The following is a 21,365-nucleotide window of genomic DNA, read 5'->3' as shown; positions in this document are numbered from 1 at the left end:
ATGTGGAGTCGTCCTAGCTATACGCCCAACCAACGCGCTCCTGAGGCGGCGCTGTATCGTAGCAACCGAATTCGGCATGGCGTTCAGTTCTGAGCGGGACAGCAGCGGGGTCTTTGCATTCAGAAGCCCAAGTTTTTTGACGGACGCGGGCCGACGAGGTCGGGAGGGCGAATCGTCCCCTTCGTGCGGCGATGCGTGAATAGCTTACCTCACCGCAGAGGGTGGCTGTGTTTTGCGACGATCCAGCATCTTCGATCCCTCGCGGAACGACCTCGACCAGGATTTCTTGGCAAAGTCCAAGTGGCACTTCTTAGCCTGAAAGTGGATTGTCCTTTTCGCCGTCAGTGACTTCTCCGAAAATCAATAAGAGCGCGAAGGCCCAGCCAGCCCACTTCCATTGGCTTTGCATACGTCCACGCCGTGCCGAATGAGGTGGGTATGACAAGTTGGAGATTGTGGTACCTTGTGAAGGTTGATGATCGGAACTGAGCAGCGAACCAAGCACGTCGGCAAATGAACGCGGAGAACAACTTCGCGGCGCGGCTCATTGACGCCGGTCGCCTCGCAGCAATAGCACGTACATGCGGTCTGAAAGCTGACGTCTCATATTACGTCAATGAGGCGCTCAAAGAGCTTTGGCGAAGCAGGTCGCCCGACGAGGCAAAGAGGATCGCTGAGCGCTGGGTCTTGTGGGACGCAGAAGGGAGGCCGTGGCCGCGCCTGCCATCGCTGAAAAACGTGGTTCCGTTCTATCGCGCCGGCGCGGCACAGGTATCGATTGTGAATCGGCCGGTGACGCCACTGCATGCAGTCCGGAACTGGTTCGAAGGCCAGAATGAGGAGGTACGATGCGAGATCGCTGGCATGGCAGCGCTTCTGGTCTTGGAAGGTGGTGGTCTTCTCGAATGCAGCAGCAAAGGGTGGTGTGACCATCTTCGGAGGTGGCTGAGCGAGGCGGGATTGCCAGCCCATACGATCATCGGCCGCGCTTTGAGGTTCCGGACCTGTTTTGAGTATTTCGCGGAGAGCAGGTTCACCGAGTCGGGCTGGAGACGGTCCGAAGCGGCCGCTCTCAAAATTCTCGAAGATGCCAAGCGCGACCCGAACTCGGAAGCTGTGCGGTTTGTACCAATTGCCCGAAAACTGCTTGATACCTTGCCCGCTCGAAAAATCCGTTGGATGGAAGTACGGAAGTCCTGGAGAGAACTGGCGAACGCCAGCCTCACAGCCCGGGCTCTCAGGGTATGGAGCGCCTCACAGATGAGATAGGAGGTAGCACGGACCCTGGTTCAGAAGTGTGGCGCCATCCCGAAAGACTTTCGCGATGCGCAAAGACCGGTACGTGCTTGCGCTCGAACTCAACCCGGCCGCTGGCCAAGCACCTTGTAAGGTCGCCTTGGGCATCTTCGTACTGACGTATGGTCGACTTCGGCAAAAGCGACAACTGGCACCGTCTCAATTTCCGTCTTGTCCGGTTGCTTTCTGTCTTGTCTGGTTGAAGACGGAGATGGTTGTAAGCCCGACATGACGGCGCTCCTATTCCGTCTTCAAGCAAAGCCCGCAATCAGCTTTTGCGCGCCGCGCAGCCGCTGCTGGTATGGCTTGATCCAATTCGATGATCGCGGCGCCGTTGCTGCTTATGGTCAGGCGCTCGACGGCGACTGCATGTGGCTGTGCACCCCGAAGGGCTTCTGGCGCTTGTTGATTATGATGCAGTCCGGGAGCTGTGCTTCGCGATCATATTGTTTTGCACGGCGCCATCGGCGCGCCGATTGCATAGACATTCCAACCGCTAGATGCTGGCGAACTTTATGTCCTCTGCTTCTCTCGTTTCTCGCCTTAATCCACCGAAGCAGGCGGCTCCTCGCGAGGCCTATTTGGTCGGAACAGGCATCGCCTGCCCTGGCCGCAGCGGCTTACCTCGTCAAGGAGGGCGGGCTATCCGGCCCGAATGTCGTCCTGTTCGAGCAAATGGAGCAGTTCGGCGGAAGCCTCGACGCACATGGCGATCCGAAGGACGGATATGTCATGCGCGGCGGGCGCATGTTCGAGGAAAAGTTCAACTGTACCTACGACTTGTTATCCTTCATTCCCTCGATTGCCGACGAGACCAAATCGGCGAAGGACGAACTGAGAAAGATCGGCTCGACCTGATCGCGCTTTGCGCGGCTCCAGAATCGGTGCTCGACGCCAGGACGATCCAGAACTGGTTCGAACCCCACTTTTCCGCAGCAAGTTCTGGCTCATCTGGTCTACAACCTTTGCATTTGCGCCATGGCACAGTGCCGTCGAGTTCAAGCGATACTGTCTGCGCTTCCTGCATCTGTTCTCGACGATCGACACTTTCGCGGGGATCTACCGCACCCAGTTCAACCAGTTCGACGCCATCGTCCGTCCGACCGTCGCATGGTTGACGGCGCGGGGCGTGCGGCTGGAGATGGGGACGGAAGTGACCGATGTTGATATTGTCACCGAAGGCGGGAAGAAGGCCGCGACGCGCTTGCGCTATCGGCATTGCGGCGAAGATCGCGCCATCGATCTGGCCGAACGGGATCTTGTGTTCGTGACCAACGGGTCAATGACATCCGATACGAGCTACGGTTCGATGGACACGGTTCCCGTGCTGAATACGGAGCGAACCGGAGGGCGTGGGCGCCTGGCTGCCAAGAGTCCGGATTTCGGCCACCCCGCCGCCTTCGCTTCCAGGATCGGTCAGTCCAAATGGGAATCGTTCACAGTCACCGCGGACGACTCGAGCTTCTTCGACCGGCTAGAAGCCTTCTCCGGCAGTAAGGCCGTCAAAGGCGAGAATCCCAATTGGCTCGGGACCATTGTCCTTAAATCGGCAACCGCACTTTTACGAACAGCCGAATAATGTGTGGGTGTGGTGGGGCTATGGGCTCTACCCGGACATGTCGGGTAACTTCGTGCATAAGCCCATGTCGGAGTGCACGGGGCGTGAAATTCTCATCGAATTGCTTTCGCACCTGTCAATCGGCCCTTTAATTGCGGTTTGTTGTCAAGCTTACATTTCTGAACTCGCCCACGGCACGGAGGTAGTGCTCGCGCCGTCGGAGCTGGTCCGGGTTGCGGAGACGGCTCGGGCGCGGCTGATACGTGCTTTGCCGGCCAGGCATTGGATCGCCGGGGCTGGTTGATGTCTTCGCTGGGGTCACGGTCCTTTCCGAGGTCGCGCAGCGCCTCATGATGATGTCCGGGTCGGGCGCCTCAACGTTTGCAGCGGAGTGCGGACGAGCCGCCACCAGCCGATTGACCGAGGTCGCCACAACACCGTCCCAGCGGGACATCGCCAGTCCGGCAGCCCGGACCAGGAACTTTACAAGATCGGATCAGGCTTCCTTCGCCTGGCCCCAGTCGAACGATGTGCCGTCGACCCAGATACAGTGAAGAACGATGGCGATTTTGCGCGCGATGGCGACCTTTGCCTTTCGCATGCCAATCCGATTGGCGAGCTTCATGCCCCAAGCCTTGAGAGAGGACCATTTCTTCGTTCGATAAAGCAGGACGGTCGCCGCCTCGTACAGGTACGTTCGGAGAAGACGGTCGCCCCATCGTGATATCTTGCCATTGATGTCAGTTTCACCAGACTGGTTTCGTCGGGGCGTAAGACCCAGATAGGCGCCGACGCTTGATGCCGATCGGAAGCGCGATGGGTCGTCGATCGTATGGCGGAAGGCCAAGGCGGTCACCACGCCGACACCAGGAACCGTCATCAGGCGGCGCGTCGTCTCATCCGACTTCGTCAACTGGCGGACTTCGTCGTCGAACTTGCTTTGCTGCTTGCAGATCTGCTCATGGATCGACAGAAGCGGCGCGATCACACCGAGGAGTTGATGATCTTCGCCCAATAGCTCGCAGACCTGATTGCGAAACTTCAGTCCGATCGCGCGTGGGAAGAGCAAGCCGTATTCTTTGATAAGACTGCGGACCTGGTTCTCGATATCTCGACGAATGGCCACGAGCCGAGATCTCGCGATGAGTATCGCGCGGATCTTCTGACTTTCCTCACTCTTGACTTTGACTTCTCGATACCAGCCAACCCGCACCAATTCGGCCAGACCTCGAGCATCATTCCGATCGCTCTTGTTCATGCGTACGGACAAAGCCGCGTGGGCATGCCGCGCGTCGATGCAGACCACCGGAAGATCAACCCTACGAAGTTCATGCCATAGCCAACTCGCCATCGCCCCGGTCTCAAATCCGATGCGCTCCGCTTGTGGCGCCCGCTTGCGAAGCAGTGCCGTGAGCGCCCCCGGGTCGGACTTGGCCTTTCCCTCGAACAAGACCTGACCCACTTCGTCGACCACACATACTGACGTTTCTCTTTGCGAGACATCCAGCCCAACATATTGCTTCATAGCCCCCTCCGATTCGCGAGATTGCGGGAAGGCTTGAAGATAGCGGACCTTTCGAGCCGCGGGCGCCGACCGCAATTACGTCATCGTTTGCAAATTTGACCCCCGCATTGCCTCACCCAGAATGTTACTGGACAACTTTTCGCCGATGATTGGGGCGGTGCCATCGAATTGGTTCGGTGGCGTCTATGCGGGAAAGATCAGCATGCGCGCGCGGCGCGAGGTGGTGTCGGCGGTAACGGAGCGTTACCGGTCGGCCAAACGAGCGGAGAAGGGACGGATCCTCGACGAGCGATGCGTGGTGGCAATGATGCGTGGTGGAAATAACGCAGTCGTCTTGAGCCTCCGCGCCCCTATCCCCGATACTGCGCAAGTCAGTCGTACGGTCGCCGCTCTGAAGGTTGGAGGTTGACCACAGTTCCCCTTTCTATTTGAACCCAAAGCAGGCCTGAGAGAACAGAGCTGGTCTCGGTTGTTTGGACAGGGCCCCGCGAAAATTAAGTGGATTCCTGCCGGGTTCTGAACGCGGGGCTTTACGATTTTGCTGTGGCGTCGGGAGGGCGCAAGCCCGACCAGAGCCGCAGCAAAATCGTTGGCGACGATCATGCGGCCGTCACCATCGTTTGCGCGCCGAAGTAAGCCTCGTCGGGCGTGCGTTCGTCAAGGCTCGAGTGAGGACGTCCTCGATTGTAGAACGCCAGATATTTGGAAATCGATGCTCGCGCCTCGAGCACGCTGTCGTAAGCACGCAGATAGACTTCCTCGTATTTGACAGTGCGCCACAGCCGCTCGACGAACACGTTGTCGCGCCAGGCACCCTTGCCGTCCATGCTGATGGCGATGTTCGCGTCCAGCAGCACGCCGGTGAAGTCGAGGCTGGTGAACTGGCTACCCTGATCCGTGTTGAAGATCTCGGGCCTGCCGTGCTTCGCCAACGCCTCCTGGAGCGCTTCGACGCAGAATATCGTCTCCATCGTGATCGATACGCGATGGACCAATACCCTTCGGCTGAACACATCGACGACCGCCGCGAGGTAAACGAATCCACGTCGCATCGGAATGTAGCTGATGCCCATTGCCCAGACCTGGTTCGGCCGCTCGATCTTCAATCCGCGCAATAGGTACGGGTAGATCTTGTGGCCCGGTGCGGGCTTGCTCGTGTTCGGACGGCGATAGATCGCCTCGATCCCCATGCGCTTCATCAGCGTCGCGACGTGGCGGCCGCCAACCTGCATGCCCTCACGCTGCAACAGCGATCGCAGCATGCGCCCCCCTGCGAAGGGATAATCGAGGTGCAGCTCATCGAGCCGGCGCATCAAGACAAGTCCTCGGCCGAAACCGGCCGAGGTTCATAGTAAACCGTACTGCGGGCAAGGTTCAGGACCTTCGCCTGGCGCACGACAGACAGATCATGGTCGCGGTCGATCATCGCTTTGCGCTCAGCAGGCCCGCCTTGGTGAGCGCGCCGGACAAAAAATCGTTCTCCAACGCAAGCTCGCCGATCTTGGCATGTAACGCTTCAAATCGACCGGCGCCTCGGCCGGTCCGTTGTCCTGCCCAAACACTCCGGCGGCGCCTTCCAGGAGTTGGGACTTCCAGGTCGTGATCTGGTTCGGATGGACATCAAACAGTTGCGCCAGCTCGGCCAACGTCTTCTCCCCCTTCACGGCCACCAAAGCCACCTTTGCCTTGAAGGCCGGAGAATGCGTCCGGCGACTCCTCTTCGTCATCTTCGCTCCTGTTTCGCGGCAAGAATCCTCGCCGCTCTCAGGCAGAAAATCCACTCAAGCTACTGTCCGAATTTGCGGAGCCAGCTCTTCTGACAAAGGGACGTACAATGAAACGAGCTGTGCTCGTTTCGATCGGAACACGAAGGCTGCGCCGCTGAACAGGTCGAGACGAAGCATCTCCTGCACCTTCGCGCAAGCCCATCGTGGCCACAGCGGAAGTCGATCGGCCGCGTCGCGATGTAAATCTTCAGATCGGCACCGGCCGCGATCATCGTGACGCTCGGACTGCGCGGATCACCCGGGACAGCTGCTCGCCATCTATGGCTGTGTCCGTCCGCAGCACAACATCGCCGATCGCGATCTCAAGCTTGATCGCCGGAACCTGACGCTCCTCCAACGCGCTTTCCACGACCAGCGCTGCGAATGTCGACTGCGATGCCTCGCACGGCGCCAACATGCCTCGCTGTCGAAAGCGGCGTCGCCAATCGTAAATATGCCAGCGCGTCGCTCCGTGCTTGCGCGCCACCTCGGACACCTGGGCACCAGGTAGCAGACTCTCGGCGACGATCCGGGCTCTCTCAGCCTCCGAACGCACACGGCGCCCCGACGGTCCTTCGAGGACCTCCAGCCGGCTCACCAGCCCTACCGGTGAGCCGCCCAAATGGACGTCCTTTTTGCTGTCCAATCCCATCCAAACCTCCGTTCCAAGCCGGAGGCTTCTTCGCACATTCATTCTAACTCTGAAGCCAGGGTATCGGCTTCGCGCTTACGCTTGTTGCCTTCGCCGTCAACTCCGATTGCGGCGACCAGCACGAGATCGTCGCCGAGATGCAGCCCGTCGATTTGGACCACCAGATGGTCGAGCGCGGACAGATCGGCAGCCATGAAGTCAGCCAGCCGCGCCGCCCGGCTGCCCGCAATTGTCGGTTCTGCGTGCGGCCCACAAGCTCGCCACGATCGCATGACGATCAAGCCCATTGCCCACGTCTCGAGGCCCGCGTAACATTCACTCCCGTCGGCCCGACGTAGTTCAACACCGATCGGGACATCCCCACGGTCATCAGCGCAGCCTCCTCAATAGCCGAGCTGCAGGCGACGCAGAATCTTCCGCTTTCGGCGCGCCCGACGCTCTGGGGTGATATGGATTATCTGGGCCGGGCCCGCGATGGCAGGGCGCACCGACCGCGTCAGCGGCCTCACCATCTCGTCGCAAAACGAGGCCATGAACTGCAGAGGCGCGAGGGCGAGATCGACAAAGAACAGCATGTGGCTACTCCTTTCTTTAAGCCGTAGTTGTTTCGCACCAGATCGAGTAGGTCGCACTCTGTCTGGCGGCGCTCGAACTCCTCACCTACCAACAGATCATCGACAGTTCGCACGCGCCCGAATTGCGCGCGGTATCCCGTGTCGTGCTCCAGACCGTCCCCCACAGCGAAACCGTACCCACAGCGAGAGCAACCAGATCACCCTGGTCGGCAGACGGCAACAGAAGCGGAGAGCGCCAGACGGCTGCAAGCTTTGCTCCCTCATCGGCCGTGCGCTCGGTGATCCCGAGGGATCGGTCCTATCAGTGGATGAGTTCACCGCGCGCCGGTGGGCAAGGTGCCCAAGCTATGCAGCATTTCCATACTAGAGAAGACTGCTCACCGACTGTTCATTTCGCGGGCCGGCTTGTGTCCCCGATCGCAACATTCTTAAACCCGGCGCCGTTCATTTCCGCGGCAACGGCCTCTGCTTCCTCAATCGTCCGGCACGGCTGAATGATCGGCCGACCGCTCCGACGTCCGCTTGCGAAGATCACTACGGTTCTCCCTCCAATTCCAGAGGAAACATGCTGCTCTATTGGCGGCTTGGCAATGCGGGATCCTACGGGGTTGCGGTATTTTTGAGCTGCCCCAAGCCCCCAGGGCCCTGCGGGAGAGACGCCTATTCTTGGCGACGACGTTGCCGGACGACATACACCAAGGCTCACCCGCAGAACGGATTGCCCCTTAAATGGCGTGAGCCGTCCTTCGGTTGTCATCCCGCCCCGGCGCGATCGAGTCCTGCTTGTCCCTCTGACTTGAAGGATGGAGGAGTATGCGCCTGGTGCCGACCGCGATCCGGACGGCCGGCGCCCCCTAGCGAGCTATTTCGGGCTGAACCCGCGGGTGCGGCAGTCGGGACTGGGAGCCGCCCATCACGTCGCATCAGCGAGATCGGGCGCAGTCACGCGCGCGCCATGCTGGTCGAGGCGGCCTGGGAAGCGGCCAAGGCGCCCGGTCCACTGCATGCTTTTTTCGTGCGCATCCGCACCCGGCGCTGGTCGCCAACAAGACCCGCGCGATGCAACTTCAAGCCGGACATCCCCAACAGAAAGGTAACCGCCGTGGACCAGCCTATGCCTACAACATCAAGGCGCTGCGCGACCGCGAGATGTTGATTGCCGCCCAGGCCGATCAAAGCTACGATTCGTGTCGCAATGGCAGCCGCGTCGGGCAAAAACCGGCGCGCGGGCGCCTCAGCTGGGCAAGACAAAATAGGCAGTCTGGTGACCCAAGCGGTTGCAAATTGGAATTTGGTTGCAGACTGTGATCAAGCACCTTTTTAGACGCTCAAGAATCCGCGCGCCTGCAACACACACGACCGATCTGGTGGAAATCTGAAGTGGACCACGTGGATAGGACTATTTGATCCGGTTTCGATCCGACCGCTCTGGGACCCTTATCATGTTGCCAACCGGCAGAGGTGCTGGACAAGTTGCTGTCATGAGTGAGAACAGGTGTTCCGACGGAGTTCGCCCTGGGCGCCGCGATCGGAATGATGGATCAATCCGGCCAAACTCCTGAATAGGATAGCAGATACCCCCGCGATGGCCCAATCGATCCTACGATTGCTGTCGACCAGTTGCAGTCCCTGGATGAGAAGATCGCCCATTTAGAACAAGAACTGGGGATGTCCCGGGTTCTGTTGAATTTCTGAAGAGGTCGGCGTTGCCCACCTTGAGCCGGTAGGCTCGGGGTGCTGATTCCACAAAGGAGAGCAACGCCATGACAAGAGATATCACACCGGCTGGTTGGCCGGCGACCGGGGCGGTGGACGAAGCGTTTGCAGAAGTGCGGGCGAGCTTCGATCGGTTCTGCCTTGCGGCAGGGATCGAGGCGCTCGGCACGATGATGGAGGCGGATGTTGTGGCGGGCCGCGCCACGATCGCGAGGCGGCGCGGCGGACGCACCTTGGGCCGAACGCGGGGACGGATCGGCTTCCACGGCGGCAAGATCGAGGTCGAGCGCCCGCGGGTCCGGGGCGTGGATGGCGGCGAGGTCACGATCCCGAGCTGGGAAACGGCGGCGCAGGAGGATTGGCTCGGTCGCGGGGCGATGAACCTGATGCTGATCAATGTGCGCATCTACGATGTACTGAAACTGCGGCTCAGGTGCCAGGCCCTCATCCACGGCGACGAAACAACGGTTCAGGTATTGAACGAAAAGGACAAGGAAGCCTCCAGCACCTCGTACATGTGGGCCTATGCCGATTGTGCTGTTCGATTATCAGCCTGGTCGTGGGCAGGAACACCCGCAGACCTTCCTTGGCGACTACCGCGGCATCTTGATGAGTCACGGTTACTCGGCCTGGCGCACGTTGAAAGGCGCCACGCATATCGGATGCGTGGCCCACGCCAGGCGGCGCTTTGTCGACGCCCTCAAAGCGAGGAAGAAACCCGGCGGGCCGCCGGCGCAAGCCCTCAAGTTCTTCGACCAACTCTACCGGATTGAAAGACAGGTGCGCGAAGAAAAACCGGATGACGGCGAAACGCGGGCCAATTACAGGCGCCGCTTCCGCCAGCAACACAGCATTCCTGTCCTGAACGCTCTCAAGGCATGGCTCGAAGCAATCGCCCCAAAGGTCGTGCCCGACACCAAGCTCGGCGATGCTGTCTCCTATACGCTCAATCAGTGGGAATATCTGACGCGCTACACCGAGGACGGCGAGATGCCGATCCACAACAACCTTCTTGAGCGCGACATCAGAATCTTCGCCTGTGGCAGGAAAAATTGGCTCTTCAGCGATACCGTTGATGGAGCCAGCGCCAGTGCCGTTGTCTATAGCCTGGTGCTGACCTGTCGCGCCTGTAGCGTTGAGCCCTTCGCATGGTTGCGACATGTCCTCACCGAATTGCCCCAGCGGGCGCGGCCTTTGAGGTAGCAGCGGCCGAGGTGTCCTTCAGCCTTCAAATGGCCGATCACGGGGCTCGATAGCGGAACGGCGCCGCAGCTGGCGCTTGATAGTGCCGAAGACGCCGCGCTTCTGGCCGGAGATGAAGACGCGGCGCGGGTTCTGTGCGTCACGGCCGCGGTATCCCTTGTCGACAAAGGCGCGCTCGATCGCGCAGCCGGTGAGTGTCTCGGTTCGGTCGATGACGTCCCGCAGGGTGTGACCGTCGTAAGGGTTATCGGGCAGAGCTTGGCGTGCAGCACGAACTGGCCGCCGGGAGCAGGCCGGTTGTTGGTGACTATGGAAGCCTTCACGCCGAACTCGTAAGGCCGCTGGCCTTACCCTTGCCGATGCACTCCACCTCGGGGGCATGGAAGGAATCCAGCTTCCAGCCGCGCTGGCGCTGCTGCTGCGAGCGGATCTGCGTGGCCCGGCTCAACGGGAGTGCGAACGCCTCTTCGAGCGCATCCTGGCCTTCGATCTTGCGGCGGATGTCGCGGATGATCCGGCCCAGGCGGCTGCGCAGGCCGGGTTTTCGGCGCTGCGGCTTTTGGGGAAGTTGAGAGGGAGTAGATCTTCAGTATCGTCGTCGTCGCGGCGCGTCGGTTAAGAAGCCGATTTGAGTGGTGTGCGGTGGCTGGTGACTGAGAAGAAGGCAGCCAGGAAGAGGTACCAAAGAGCCCTTAGCCAGGCGAGGATGCGGCGGAAATTGTAACCGACGGCGGAGAGGATGACGTTGGCGGCATCGTCGACGAGCTATCCGCCCACGGCGACATCAGCCCCTGAGTCGGTTCTGCAGTGCCTGCCGATTGGCAACGAGGTTGCTGAGGTTCAGCAGGTGTGGCTCCCGTCCTTGCTCCAATTGCCTAACCAGCGCCCGCGTGCCGTCCACCACGAAGACGCCGCAATCATAGCCGTTCCGCTGCCGGGCCATGCCGGCTCCAGGCGGAGGTCCAGCCGACTTGCGAGATGTTCTGCATCCTTGTTGTTGAGTCCGCCGTAGGAATCGTAGTGATAGGCGACCGGCCGGCCCCGGTCGCTGCGATCAACGAACAGCAGCGACCAGTGGTTGCCGAGGCTATTAGGATCTTCAGGATCGGCATTAATCACGGGCAGGAACAGGAAGTCGGCTGCATCATTACCATTATCATCATCGACGATGCGCTGGAATTCGGTTCGCACGACGCCATCGTCGTCAGAGCGCAGATAATTTAGAACGATGAGGGGATTCACGAACCGCGTCCGGGCGGCGAGATTTGGATGGTACCTCTGCAAATCCTGCTCCTGGAGCCGGTAATCCCTGTCGATATGCTCGTCGCCCAGCCATTCCGTGTCCTCGAGCACCAGCCCGCGGCCGTGGGACGAGGCTGTCGGACCTAAAGCCCCGATCTGAGCATCAGCGGAGGTGCTCGGAAACGGCCGTACAGAATTAGCATCGTCGCGTGATTCAGACGGCGTGGGCGCAGTCAGATCAACCAATGGAAACCGCCGTAGGTGTCTGAGCGAGCCCTGGCAGCGGGCGCCGGCGCTGCTTCCATTGCGGGGGACCTCCTCAAGCCCCGAAATAAGGCGAGCATCCTCGGAATAAAGAGGCGGGCTTACTTCTGTCACCGCTGGCAACCGAGCGACCCGGGGTTCTGCAGCGACACTCGTCAGCTGATCGACAGGTAGGCCTGCTAAGGGCAGAACGCTGCCACGTTGACGGTCCTCCGGGACTTAATCTGGTCAACGAAATGGCAGGAAGCCTCGCAGCAGTAGCGATCCATTTGCCGCATTTGGGCTCATGTGAACCTGTACCGGCTCGAGTCGGGCGGGAGCCGCAGCGCACGTGCGCTGGCTCTCGAATGATCATGACAACCAGCCTGCTTCGCGACCTTGAGAAGCGGGGGCATTCTTGTTCTGACGATGGAGAAATTGATGAACACAGGACAGGCACAGCGGAGTGCAGGTTCTTCCTCGGACGCTTCTGAAGAGGGGGAGCAGGAAAGTTACCTCAGCGGCTTCAGCCGAGCCGTGGCGGATTTGGTCGAAGCCATGACAGGATATCGGACCCCGGCCTCCGCGCGCGCGCAGATCCTGGACAACTGGGTTGCCGAAGAGGGGCAGGGCGAAGCCGAGAATCGGCGACAGGGGCGCACACGAATTAGGGTTTCGGACAACGCGGGCTCGCACTTGCTGGATTTGTCCTCCCTCTCCCTGACCGCTTTGCCCGCCGCCCTGCCGCCAAGATTGCTTGAACTGCGCGCCAGGCACAACGAGCTAAGCAGCCTGCCCGCTAGCTTCCCAACCGGTCTTCAGCATCTTCTCATTAGCCATAACCGGTTGATCAGTTTGCCGGACGCTCTTCCGGCGACCCTCTCTCGGCTGGAGGTGGCCGATAACAGCTTGACCAGTCTGCCGGCCAACCTTCCGGCTCGGCTCGAGATCCTGAACGCAAGCGACAACCGACTAACTAGCCTGCCGGACGCTCTCCCGAGCAGGCTCACCTCGCTCGCGGTTAGTGGCAATCAGCTGACCGACCTCCCCGACTCCCTCCCATCGGGGCTCATTGAACTCGATGTCAGCAGCAATCAATTGGCCAACCTCCCCGCCCCTCTTCCGAGCACGCTCCAATCGCTCAATCTCAGCGGTAACCGGCTGACCAGCCTACCTGAGGGTCTTTTATCGAGTTTTAGCTACCCGCATTTGGAGAACCTCGAGTTCGGGGATAACCCGCTGCCGGACGACGTCCTCGCTAATCTGGCGGCGGCTGAAGCGCCACCTCAGCTTGCGCAGCAATCTCTGTATGAGGCTGCCGCGCACTGGCTGGGAGACGCCCCCTCGGCACTGGCCGAATGGCAGCACTTTGCGGATGAGCCCGGCGCGCAGGACTACGCACGGCTCCTAGAGAGGCTACGAGAGACCGTTAACTATGGCAATCACGAGTTTCGGCAGAGAGTGGCTGATGATCTGCGGCAGGCGGCGGCCAATCCGAGATTGCGCGAGCATTTTTTTGCACAGGCTTCCGAGGCCAACGCGAGCTGCGAGGATCGAGTTACCTTGCACTGGAACGGTATGCAGACCGCGCGCCTCAACGCTGATGTCGAAGGCGGCGTATATGACGATCGTCTTGGCGAACTGATCCAGCGCGGCCGTGTTGCGTTCCGCTTGGAGGCGCTTGACGAGATCGCGCGCGACAGGGTCAACTCGCTCCTCAGCCTCGACCCAGACATAGACGACGTGGAAGTCTACTTGGCCTATCAACATCGGCTGCGCGAGCCGCTGGAGCTCAGTCACGTCGCCCCTGACATGCGCTTCCTGGCGGTCTCTCGCGTAAGCGAGGATGATGCGACGGAGGCGCTGGACCTGGTCCGGGAGCGGGAAGCGAACCAATTCACCGACTATATGGCCACCCGCTGGCAACCCTGGGAGACGGTGCTGAGGCGCATCGCACCGGACGAACATGCAGCGATGCAGGACCGGCTTGTCGAAGCCATGGGCGAAGAGTTTCAAAGCCGTCTGGATCAGCGACTGGCCGAACATGGTCTGGTAGGCGACGTCGATGCCGAGCGGGTGCTCGGAGCCCAAGTCCGAAACCAAATCGCAGCCGAGATAAAAGGCGAGGTCATGCACCGGCTGCTCGCAGAGCGTGGCCTAGAACAATGAGACTCAAGAGTCCCGCAGGGATATTTTCATTGCTCTATGGGGCTGCTTCAAGATGGATTCCCGCAATCGACATCATCCTTGAGCTGACGATTGGCGCTCGAGCCAGAGGCTGAGGCGCGGCCCGTTGAGGGCCGCACGCATCTACCGCCGTGAAGATCGCCCGGTGTGCGGCAGCGAGAAATGGTCGGCGTGCAGCCGGTTCGAAACTGCTCAGAAGACTTCGCCGACGAAGGATCCCTCCAATGACGGATTCTTCGGCTTGGCGGCCCAACAAAAAGCAGAGTGGTAGTACATCTTCCTGCCGCATCTTGAATGGGGATCGCAAGGCGCTCGAATGGCGCCGCGCACCTACTCGAGAAAAATACATAAATACGTGAAGATCATTGAGCGCTTATTCGAACCTTCTCCTCTCAGGATTTGCAGCAGCAATCCGGGGAGATGCAGCGGGCTGCCGTATCCGGCCGCGTCGCAATCATGAACCACGGCAAACCAGATCGATTATGATGTCGGTCGATGAATTTCGTCGGCTCAAACCGAAGGCCGGTGAAGAGGTGCCGACAGAATCGGAGCGCCCCCCTCCTGTCGTCAGGCGGGTCCGATGCGAGACCAGCTCGGGTATGCGACCTCAGACCTCAAGACGGCGTCTTCCTGCAGGCTCGCATGGAAGACCACAGCGAATGCATGCTGGCGTCTCAACCAAGGGGCAGCTCGGCGGCTGATCTCCGGGTGCATGATCCGGAAAAGGTCGTGCCGGTTTCCGGAAGATCATGCTGTAAGTAAGAGTCCATCCTCGGCGGAGCGTTCGAAGCCGGTCTATACAGTGCATACCCCCGCGGCCAACGGCGCGGCTCTTGCGGCGGCCGACAAATTCGTCTTCGTACGCGACGGCTTCCATTTCTGGGCCGCGATTGCGGGCGTGATCTGGCTGGCCTGGAACAGGCTCTGGCTGGCGCGCTAATCGGCTGGCTCGTGCTGACCCTTGCTATCGATTTCGCCCTAGCCTTGGCGTCGGCCGCAGTGCGACCTTCTTCGCTTGCCGCACTTCGAACGATACGTTGGGAAACGGCAACGCCGCACTCGATCGTAGAAATCTGACGCAGCGGCGACCTCGATCATACGGCACGGCAACACATGGATTCGCAATCGGCGAAGTAGTCATAACCAAGGCTTCTCTGTAAGACTACCGACCTGATAGAAAGTAATCATTCAGGAAGTCAGGGTATGATCCACTTCGGTGTACAGTTCCTTGGGGCATACCCACAACTATCCTCGGAAAAGGAACCCGTCACGGCTCCAACGCAACCTGCAAGCCCGCGTTGCCTCCAATATGCACATAACGGGGCCCGATAGGCCGACCCCTGCCGCTGGCGACGGTGACAATGTTTTCGAGAGGGGTGGCGCGCGCATCCATCTCAGGGCGGGACAAGAGCAAATCGGCGTGAAACAGCCCTTCCGACTCAAGACCGGTAGTATCGACGCCAAGAGCCGCCAAGGTGGCCAAACAACTTTCAAACTCTTCAGCATCGCGAAAGCGACGCTGGATAAATGTCGCGCCGGTAAGACGTTCCGTTACAAGGCCACGCTTCGCGGCCATGACGCACAGAACCCGCGCCGCGTCTTCATCTGCCGGCCAGAAGCGCGGCGTCTTCGGTTGAGACGATGGCGCGTATTTCGGGCGGGTCGGCACGAAACCGCGCGATGGTCTCTTGGTTCCGCTGGCCCGATGAGCCGTTGATAATGCCAACCTTGAGCCCGAGTTCTTCGAGGAATGCCTGAATTGTGGTCTGCGTTTCGCGCCGCCCGGTGAAGACGACCATTCGCCAGCCGGTCGGAGTTTGCTGCTTGAGCATCGAAACGAGTTGACGAAGCCCTTCGAGCTTCGCGCTCGTTCTCATGGGCGTGACGATCGCTTGACGGTTTCCGCTAGTTCGCGTGGCACCATCTCGTTACGGGCCATCGTCTGGAGTTGCGCCATGAGCGCGTGTGGACTGCTCGTCAACGCTTGCAGAATGCTGATCTGGGCGAGCCGATTGAGCTTCTGGATCGGTTTGGCTATGGCATTGATGAGCGCAAGCTCCTCCTCCGATGGGGTGACTTTGTGCAACTGGATCTTCCGTTCGGGAAAATCCAGATTGGCGTCGCCCCGTCTAACGCGCGACATATAGCCATAGACGATCTTACGAAACTCCTCTCGCGCCTCTGGCTTGAGGACGCGCGCATTTTCGCGCTTATCGTCGATAAAGCGGCGGGCAAAGACGCCTTCGTTGCCGAATAGATTTTCGTGTCCGCGCGCAACCGTGAGGAGTTCGACCAAGGAATAAAGATCCCATAGCCGATTTTGGATTGGTGTCGCGGTCAGCATCAGCACGTAGCGGAAGCGGCGTCGCTGCAGCGCCCTGTGAAATACCTTCGCGACCTGCGGCGTGGGATCAACGCCATAGAGGTTACGAAGCTTGTGAGCTTCGTCGAGCACAAGCATGTCGAAACGGTCATCGGGAATCTTGTCGAGATGGACGCGCGCGGAATGATAGGTCGTAATGACAGCGCCCATTTCATCAGGGTCAGCTGAAACAAGTTTGCCTCCGGTAACGACCTCGCCCGGGATATTGAACTTTGTCCCGAGCTCGTCCTTCCATTGTGGGCCAAGCAGTTTGGGCGCAACGATCAGAATCTTCGCCACCCGATTTCGGGCCATGAGCTCGCTTGCCACAAGCCCAGCGGATATCGTTTTGCCGAGACCGACATCGTCTGCGAGTAGGGTCACCGGCAAACGTCGGCAAAATGTGATGAGGTTTTGTACCTGGTGGTGGAAGGGCTCAAGTCGGTCCTTCCAACGGAACTCGGATTTGAAATCGTCGCGGCTTTCGATCACGATTGGATCGGTCAGCCCCCACTCAAGCGCGGCCCGATAGACGGTATAATGCTGGTACGATTTCGCTCGCCGCAAGATCTTGGTCTGTAGCCCTGCGCCGCCGCCATGGCACCCGCCCCCCTTTGAAAATAGAGTGGCGCTAGGTTTGGGGACCGCAAGCCCTTCTTTTGCCAGATCACCCAAAGGTTTAGTCCTTGTGGACGCACGACCCTGCCGATCGCCAGTGGGCGCACCAGATCGAAGCTGGCGGCGGGATTTAGCCGACCAGTTGCAGACCCCGGTCCTGCGGTGAAGCCGCAGGCGCCTCGCCGCAGATGGGCTGCAAGCTGCGCAGATATTCGGCTGCCTTTTGGGCGTACGAGCAAGTGGTGAAGAGGACCCTTTTAACATTCTTCGAGATCTTAATCCACGATCCGATATAGGCGGCGTGCACTTCCCTCACCTCTGGTGTGAGGTTGAAATCGGCCGAAAGGAAGGCCCGCCAAGTTCGGCGACGAGTTTTTCCATGTCCTCGCACAAGTTGGCTCATGGCGCAGCGCAAATCCGAAACGTCGAACTGGATCGCGTCAACTTCAGCCGCGAATTGCTCTTGCCGCTCCGTCTCGTAGGCGCGGAGCGCGTTCATATACGGCGCGTTTTCATCTGGATCGGACATAGCAGTTATTTCGGGTACGGCAGTGGCTTCTGAAAGGCGGACGCTCCTCATGGAGGACCATGAGACTCTATCGCGGAGTGGTTTGGCGTGATCGTCGATTGCCCACAAGACGGTTTCACAGAACGAGATGTCGGCCCCGGGGTGGATAGCTACACTCTCCAAAATCGCCGCAGTAGCGCGCACTTGCCGCCCTGGGTCGCGGCAAGAATTGAGAATTCCACCGCGACTTCATCGGGGACGCGAAGCGCGATCAAAGGCATGCGGGCCAATCAGCCAGCTTGCGGTATGTCGCACGCTGGCTCCAAACGCGGAAATTCTCGCTGGACATAACCACGGCGGGTCTTGCGCCTGAGCCAAGACTCGATGGCCTCTACAGCTGCACGCGCCCCTTGAACAGATCGAGCCGCCGTCGCCCGCGCCCACCGAGAGGACCCCATTCACGCACCAATGCCGTATCGCCAAACAGCGTCGGTTCGATCGTGAGCACATAGAACCGCGCCATGTTGCGGGCCGGATCGCGACGCTCGAGCACGAGATATTGCACCGTGAGTTCGGACATGCGCCAGAATCGCAATTACCGAATCGACCGTCCAATTAAATAAATGAATCAATCCGGGCCAGCGATTCAGAAATTTCATGCGGGCAATGAGACCGTCGCAGTCAGGCTCGCGCCGGCTGAGCTGAAGCCGCAATCTCCAGTCCTGCTGGGCGGCGGAGTGCTCCCTGGACATGTCGTCTGAACGAGTTGCCACGCGCGTGCTCGACGGAGATCCCCCTCCTCCGACCTCAGGCATTACGCAAGACTTCCTCGAGTTGCGCGACGAGCTTCGCCCAGTGCTCGGCAGGAAGCTTGTCCAGATTGATCTGCTTCCAGCGCACCGCCGGCAGCTCCGTCGCGCCAGGGACGCCCAGCAGTCTCCAATCCGGCTCGCCGCGGTTAAACCCTATGAGGAAATCCTTATGAGCTTGCGGCATTTTTCCCGCGATCTCGGCGATCAGCGTTTCTCGGGCTTCGAGCAACTCGTCCAGACTTACTTCATCGGCGCTCATGCCCTCGAAGCCGTGCGTGAACTCGTGCTCGATATCCTTGCGACGAGGAACCACGACCTCGGAAATCGGCCTGTCATGGCTGATGAGGTAGATGATGAATGCCTCGCGGAGATCGTCCGTGATGCCTTCGTTGGCGAGCAGATCGCGGACATCGAACAGGTCGCGCGGATGCTGCCGGTCGAGCGCCGCGAGATACGGGTGTTGAAGATCCTTCTCGAGTCGGAACGGAACGCCCGCCGCGAGGAAGAGGCCAGGCACACTCGCACGATCGAGGCGCTTCAACGCGAGATCGAGATCGCCAGCCGCGGTTTGACCGACCGGGGCGCCGAAGGCGTCCGGCCATCGCGGACGGTCGGCGCGCCGGAACCGCGCTCAAGGACCAGATCCTGAGGGCCACCGACGACCGGTTCGGACCATTGGCGCGAAGATTGCTGCGGCCCGGCTCCAGATGGCTTGCAACGGAACGAAGGATTGGCGCTCGTACTTCGAATCCTTGAAACAGGTCCGCCCCGGCCTGACACCGGCACGTTATCAATCGGCGGGATCGATCGCGCTGGCGGCATCTCCAAGCGCGGCAACCACCAGGTTCGGACCTATCTGTTCGAGGCCGCGAACGTCCTGCGAACGGACGTCTTACGCCGAGCAAAGAGTTGCGCTGGACTGTAAGCAACCTGCATCATCTCGTGCTGCTCTCAAGATCAACCGCTAGAATCGGCCAGCAAGAGCTGCGGGCGACTCGGTTGTTTGCGGGAGCTCCATTGGTTCCCGAGCCCACGACCGCAATTACGCCATTGTCTGCAATACCAGAATTGGACGCCATTGACATGTCAGGAGCTTGGCGGCTCGACGCCGCTGAACCGGTCTAATTGGAATGCCTTCGGCGCTATCAGCTTCGCATCGAGCGCCAAATCCGCGAGCATCGTACCGATCGCGCTGGCGAACTTGGCACCGTGACCGGAGCAAGGCGAGGCGACGATGATGCGGGGATCGGCCGGAAGTCGGTCAATGATGAATTCGTTGCCCTCGTCCGGTCGCAGGTCTGCTCGGAGCGTGTTCGTGTAGAGGCAGATATCGCGCTCGACGATTGGGCCCGCCGCTCCGGGGACCAATTCGGCGAGCGTCAATCCAACAGTCTCCAGTTCTGCGTCGGTCGGCTGCGGGTGCCAGGCGTCTGCCCCCACGACCGGCCCATGGTCATGCTGTGCAGCCTTCACGCCTCGTCCCTCAAAATCGGGAAAGCCGTATACCACTCCTTTCTCCCCTTCGACAATGAACGCCGGAAACTCACCGTAACGCACCAATTCCGGTTTGGCCGGCTTGAACCAACCGACCGTTTGTCGGGTGATCTTTAAGTGTCGTGCAAGTCCCGGGACTAGCCCGGCAATCCACGGTCCAGCCGCGATGATGGCCCTCTCGGCCAAGATTACCTCTTGGGGCATTGAAATACGGATGCCGGCGGCCACCGGCCGTATTCGGGCCGGAGCCAGAATGATGCGGTGCTCGGCTCCTTCGCGAAATGCGCGGATCGCAGCTTCGGCCAATAGGATCCCGCCGCTTTCCTGGACGACCACATCCCAGTGTTCGGGAAGCCGGAAGGCGGGAAATGCGGCGTTTGCTTCCGCTCCCGTGGCTGGACCGGGGACGGCGTCCTTCAGCGCGGCAGCGCGGGAGTCGGCCACCATCTTCGATCCGGGAGGTCCTGCTTCGAGTACACGAGTCGGCATCAGGATTGTCCGTCCACTGGCGGCCTCCAGCATCCGCCATCCCTTGAAGGCAGCATCGCTTAGCTCCGTGTAGGCCGCGCTCTCGAAATTGAAGCGTCGGTACACTCGGCATGAGCCATGCGACGAGCCGCGAGCCTCGCCCAAGACAAGAGGGTCGAATCCGAGCACGTCTGTCCCACGACGCAGCAGCGAATGGAACGCAGAGCTTCCTATCAGGCCGAGGCCGACGACGGCGACTTCGCAAACACGCATTCCTCACTCCGTCTTCCGCTGTCCAACGCGCGCTATTAATCTGCCGCGCCACCGCACTTTTGAGGGCTCCGCCCTTTGTGAACACGCTGCAGCCGCAGCAGGAGCACAAGAATCATCCGCCGTGCCGCAGCCATCGATAAGGGAGCGCCGCGCCATCGACCAGAGTCGTTACCATAGTCGGAGAGTGAGCGGCGCTCGACCCGCCTGCGCCGAACGGCGAAATGCCGCCTCGCTCCCGCAATCGCGGGCGAGCACCGCCGCCATCGCAGTGCCATAGAGCGCCAACGGTGCTTCCGCGAAGACCACGCCGCGAATAACTGCTCGAGCAGCAGAAAGGTCGCGAGCGCGTGGGGCTGTGAGAAGCGCTGCGGCGGAGAACGGCGCGAAGACCGGAAGCAGCAGGCGGCAGTCGCGCACTATCGCAGCACAGCATTCTCCGCATCGTCCTCTCGTCGCGGTGTGATGGTGTTCTGAGCAAAGCAAGCGACGTGCCGAACTGAAAGTCCTTCTGCAAGCACTACATTCTCTGTTGGACATCGCGGCGCTTGTTGATGTTGGGTCAAAGCTGACAACATTCGTGAGGAACCAAACATCTCCTCATTTTGAGCACCACCGCAGCCAGAAAGGGCTGCCAGCGTTACCCGCGACCCTCTTCAGGCCAAGTTTTGAGTCGGATCGCCGTTTAGACATCGAACCGGTGGAGGAGGAATGGCACGGCTGTCTCGGTATACAGTTCGTTCTCCGCTTGAGAGCCGCTTGCAATTGAGACGCAGGCGCCCGAACATGTTAGGTAAGCGGTTGGAAAATGATCCGGATTTCAAAGCGAACGGCGCCCACCTCGAACAGACGAACGAGCAAATGCAAACG

At 60.2% G+C, this 21,365-nt stretch carries 17 protein-coding genes and 6 pseudogenes; 8 read left to right on the top strand and 15 right to left on the bottom strand.

Translation table 11 applies throughout. The features are described 5' to 3' along the window. Window positions 1–513 precede the first annotated feature (513 nt). The 4 genes from WDM24_RS07620 (at window position 514) to WDM24_RS07605 (ending at window position 3,158) form a co-directional block, all read left to right on the top strand. Complete coding sequence (locus WDM24_RS07620) at window positions 514–1,269, top strand: hypothetical protein (protein WP_173640836.1); 756 nt, start codon at window positions 514–516, stop codon at window positions 1,267–1,269. Between the two features lie 255 nt (window positions 1,270–1,524). After that, window positions 1,525–2,154 (top strand): oleate hydratase, encoded by a 630-nt coding sequence (locus WDM24_RS07615; RefSeq protein WP_338696339.1) that lies wholly within the window; start codon window positions 1,525–1,527, stop codon window positions 2,152–2,154. 7 nt (window positions 2,155–2,161) lie between these two features. Continuing rightward, entirely contained in the window at window positions 2,162–2,875 is a 714-nt protein-coding gene (locus tag WDM24_RS07610; RefSeq protein ID WP_338696337.1) for an oleate hydratase, read from the top strand. A 1-nt stretch (window position 2,876) separates the two neighbouring features. After that, window positions 2,877–3,158, top strand: coding sequence for an oleate hydratase (locus tag WDM24_RS07605; protein ID WP_338696335.1), 282 nt, complete (start codon window positions 2,877–2,879; stop codon window positions 3,156–3,158). 192 nt (window positions 3,159–3,350) lie between these two features. Here the strand turns inward: WDM24_RS07605 and WDM24_RS07600 are convergent, their stop codons facing one another. The 5 genes and pseudogenes from WDM24_RS07600 to WDM24_RS07580 form a co-directional block, all read right to left on the bottom strand. Then, a complete protein-coding gene (locus tag WDM24_RS07600; protein ID WP_338696333.1) occupies window positions 3,351–4,379 on the bottom strand; it encodes an IS110 family transposase in 1,029 nt (342 codons plus the stop codon). Window positions 4,380–4,978: 599 nt separating this feature from the next. Then, a pseudogene (locus WDM24_RS07595) lies at window positions 4,979–6,106 on the bottom strand (IS3 family transposase). A 268-nt stretch (window positions 6,107–6,374) separates the two neighbouring features. Next, window positions 6,375–6,797, bottom strand: coding sequence for a transposase (locus tag WDM24_RS07590; protein ID WP_338696331.1), 423 nt, complete (start codon window positions 6,795–6,797; stop codon window positions 6,375–6,377). A gap of 38 nt (window positions 6,798–6,835) precedes the next feature. After that, window positions 6,836–7,084 carry a hypothetical protein gene (locus WDM24_RS07585; protein ID WP_338701911.1) on the bottom strand — a complete coding sequence of 83 codons (249 nt, stop codon included), beginning with the start codon at window positions 7,082–7,084 and terminating at the stop codon, window positions 6,836–6,838. Between the two features lie 96 nt (window positions 7,085–7,180). Continuing rightward, entirely contained in the window at window positions 7,181–7,372 is a 192-nt protein-coding gene (locus tag WDM24_RS07580) for a hypothetical protein (RefSeq protein ID WP_166104006.1), read from the bottom strand. Window positions 7,373–8,226: 854 nt separating this feature from the next. Between WDM24_RS07580 and WDM24_RS44640 the strand changes: the two are divergent. Further along, window positions 8,227–8,680: pseudogene (locus tag WDM24_RS44640) on the top strand (transposase); the annotation flags it as partial. Between the two features lie 809 nt (window positions 8,681–9,489). Then, window positions 9,490–10,291 (top strand): annotated as a pseudogene (gene tnpC, locus WDM24_RS07565) (IS66 family transposase); the annotation flags it as partial. Here the strand turns inward: tnpC and WDM24_RS07560 are convergent. The 3 genes and pseudogenes from WDM24_RS07560 to WDM24_RS07550 all read right to left on the bottom strand — a co-directional run. Continuing rightward, window positions 10,273–10,835: pseudogene (locus tag WDM24_RS07560) on the bottom strand (IS5/IS1182 family transposase); the annotation flags it as partial. The pseudogenes tnpC and WDM24_RS07560 sit on opposite strands and share 19 nt — an antisense overlap. A 71-nt stretch (window positions 10,836–10,906) precedes the next feature. Then, window positions 10,907–11,047, bottom strand: a pseudogene (locus WDM24_RS07555) (IS5/IS1182 family transposase); the annotation flags it as partial. An 84-nt stretch (window positions 11,048–11,131) separates the two neighbouring features. Further along, the gene (locus WDM24_RS07550; protein WP_414645699.1) at window positions 11,132–11,779 is read right to left on the bottom strand and encodes a Ulp1 family isopeptidase; all 648 of its coding nucleotides are present in this window, start codon (window positions 11,777–11,779) and stop codon (window positions 11,132–11,134) included. Window positions 11,780–12,217: 438 nt separating this feature from the next. On the opposite strand from WDM24_RS07550, the gene nopM reads away from it, so the two are divergent. Further along, window positions 12,218–13,945 (top strand): T3SS effector NEL-type E3 ubiquitin ligase NopM, encoded by a 1,728-nt coding sequence (gene nopM / locus WDM24_RS07545; RefSeq protein WP_338830739.1) that lies wholly within the window; start codon window positions 12,218–12,220, stop codon window positions 13,943–13,945. Between the two features lie 820 nt (window positions 13,946–14,765). Continuing rightward, window positions 14,766–14,903: a DUF2628 domain-containing protein gene (locus tag WDM24_RS44470; RefSeq protein WP_414645697.1), complete on the top strand. Its 138-nt coding sequence runs from the start codon at window positions 14,766–14,768 to the stop codon at window positions 14,901–14,903. A gap of 327 nt (window positions 14,904–15,230) precedes the next feature. Here the strand turns inward: WDM24_RS44470 and WDM24_RS07535 are convergent. The 7 genes and pseudogenes from WDM24_RS07535 to solA all read right to left on the bottom strand — a co-directional run. Further along, window positions 15,231–15,533, bottom strand: a pseudogene (locus WDM24_RS07535) (class I SAM-dependent methyltransferase); the annotation flags it as partial. 31 nt (window positions 15,534–15,564) lie between these two features. After that, the gene (locus tag WDM24_RS07530) at window positions 15,565–15,840 is read right to left on the bottom strand and encodes a hypothetical protein (RefSeq protein ID WP_338696319.1); all 276 of its coding nucleotides are present in this window, start codon (window positions 15,838–15,840) and stop codon (window positions 15,565–15,567) included. Next, window positions 15,837–17,000 (bottom strand): SNF2-related protein, encoded by a 1,164-nt coding sequence (locus tag WDM24_RS07525; RefSeq protein ID WP_338830738.1) that lies wholly within the window; start codon window positions 16,998–17,000, stop codon window positions 15,837–15,839. The genes WDM24_RS07530 and WDM24_RS07525 overlap by 4 nt, the downstream gene beginning before the upstream one ends. Before the next feature lie 73 nt (window positions 17,001–17,073). After that, window positions 17,074–17,472 carry a hypothetical protein gene (locus WDM24_RS07520; protein ID WP_338696315.1) on the bottom strand — a complete coding sequence of 133 codons (399 nt, stop codon included), beginning with the start codon at window positions 17,470–17,472 and terminating at the stop codon, window positions 17,074–17,076. Window positions 17,473–17,842: 370 nt separating this feature from the next. Further along, window positions 17,843–18,031, bottom strand: a complete 189-nt coding sequence (locus WDM24_RS07515; RefSeq protein ID WP_321576397.1) for a WGR domain-containing protein — start codon at window positions 18,029–18,031, stop codon at window positions 17,843–17,845. A gap of 227 nt (window positions 18,032–18,258) precedes the next feature. Beyond that, entirely contained in the window at window positions 18,259–18,804 is a 546-nt protein-coding gene (locus tag WDM24_RS07510) for a nucleotidyl transferase AbiEii/AbiGii toxin family protein (protein WP_338696311.1), read from the bottom strand. Between the two features lie 545 nt (window positions 18,805–19,349). Then, the gene (gene solA, locus WDM24_RS07505) at window positions 19,350–20,498 is read right to left on the bottom strand and encodes an N-methyl-L-tryptophan oxidase (protein ID WP_166104023.1); all 1,149 of its coding nucleotides are present in this window, start codon (window positions 20,496–20,498) and stop codon (window positions 19,350–19,352) included. Between the last annotated feature and the right edge of the window lie 867 nt (window positions 20,499–21,365).

It is taken from the genome of Bradyrhizobium sp. 27S5 (genome assembly GCF_037217225.1).
Classification (GTDB): Bacteria; Pseudomonadota; Alphaproteobacteria; order Rhizobiales; family Xanthobacteraceae; genus Bradyrhizobium; species Bradyrhizobium septentrionale.
This window is presented reverse-complemented; position numbering and strand designations above follow the sequence as displayed.

What these genes read in the sequence shown, in the direction of transcription:
- WDM24_RS07600 (WP_338696333.1), bottom strand. Translation starts at nt 4,379, where the DNA reads ATGAAGCAATATGTTGGGCTGGATGTCTCGCAAAGAGAAACGTCAGTA.
- WDM24_RS07590 (WP_338696331.1), bottom strand. Translation starts at nt 6,797, where the DNA reads ATGGGATTGGACAGCAAAAAGGACGTCCATTTGGGCGGCTCACCGGTA.
- WDM24_RS07520 (WP_338696315.1), bottom strand. Translation starts at nt 17,472, where the DNA reads ATGTCCGATCCAGATGAAAACGCGCCGTATATGAACGCGCTCCGCGCC.
- nopM (WP_338830739.1), top strand. Translation starts at nt 12,218, where the DNA reads ATGAACACAGGACAGGCACAGCGGAGTGCAGGTTCTTCCTCGGACGCT.
- WDM24_RS07585 (WP_338701911.1), bottom strand. Translation starts at nt 7,084, where the DNA reads ATGGGCTTGATCGTCATGCGATCGTGGCGAGCTTGTGGGCCGCACGCA.
- WDM24_RS07530 (WP_338696319.1), bottom strand. Translation starts at nt 15,840, where the DNA reads ATGAGAACGAGCGCGAAGCTCGAAGGGCTTCGTCAACTCGTTTCGATG.
- WDM24_RS07515 (WP_321576397.1), bottom strand. Translation starts at nt 18,031, where the DNA reads ATGTCCGAACTCACGGTGCAATATCTCGTGCTCGAGCGTCGCGATCCG.
- solA (WP_166104023.1), bottom strand. Translation starts at nt 20,498, where the DNA reads ATGCGTGTTTGCGAAGTCGCCGTCGTCGGCCTCGGCCTGATAGGAAGC.
- WDM24_RS07615 (WP_338696339.1), top strand. Translation starts at nt 1,525, where the DNA reads ATGACGGCGCTCCTATTCCGTCTTCAAGCAAAGCCCGCAATCAGCTTT.
- WDM24_RS07620 (WP_173640836.1), top strand. Translation starts at nt 514, where the DNA reads ATGAACGCGGAGAACAACTTCGCGGCGCGGCTCATTGACGCCGGTCGC.
- WDM24_RS07580 (WP_166104006.1), bottom strand. Translation starts at nt 7,372, where the DNA reads ATGCTGTTCTTTGTCGATCTCGCCCTCGCGCCTCTGCAGTTCATGGCC.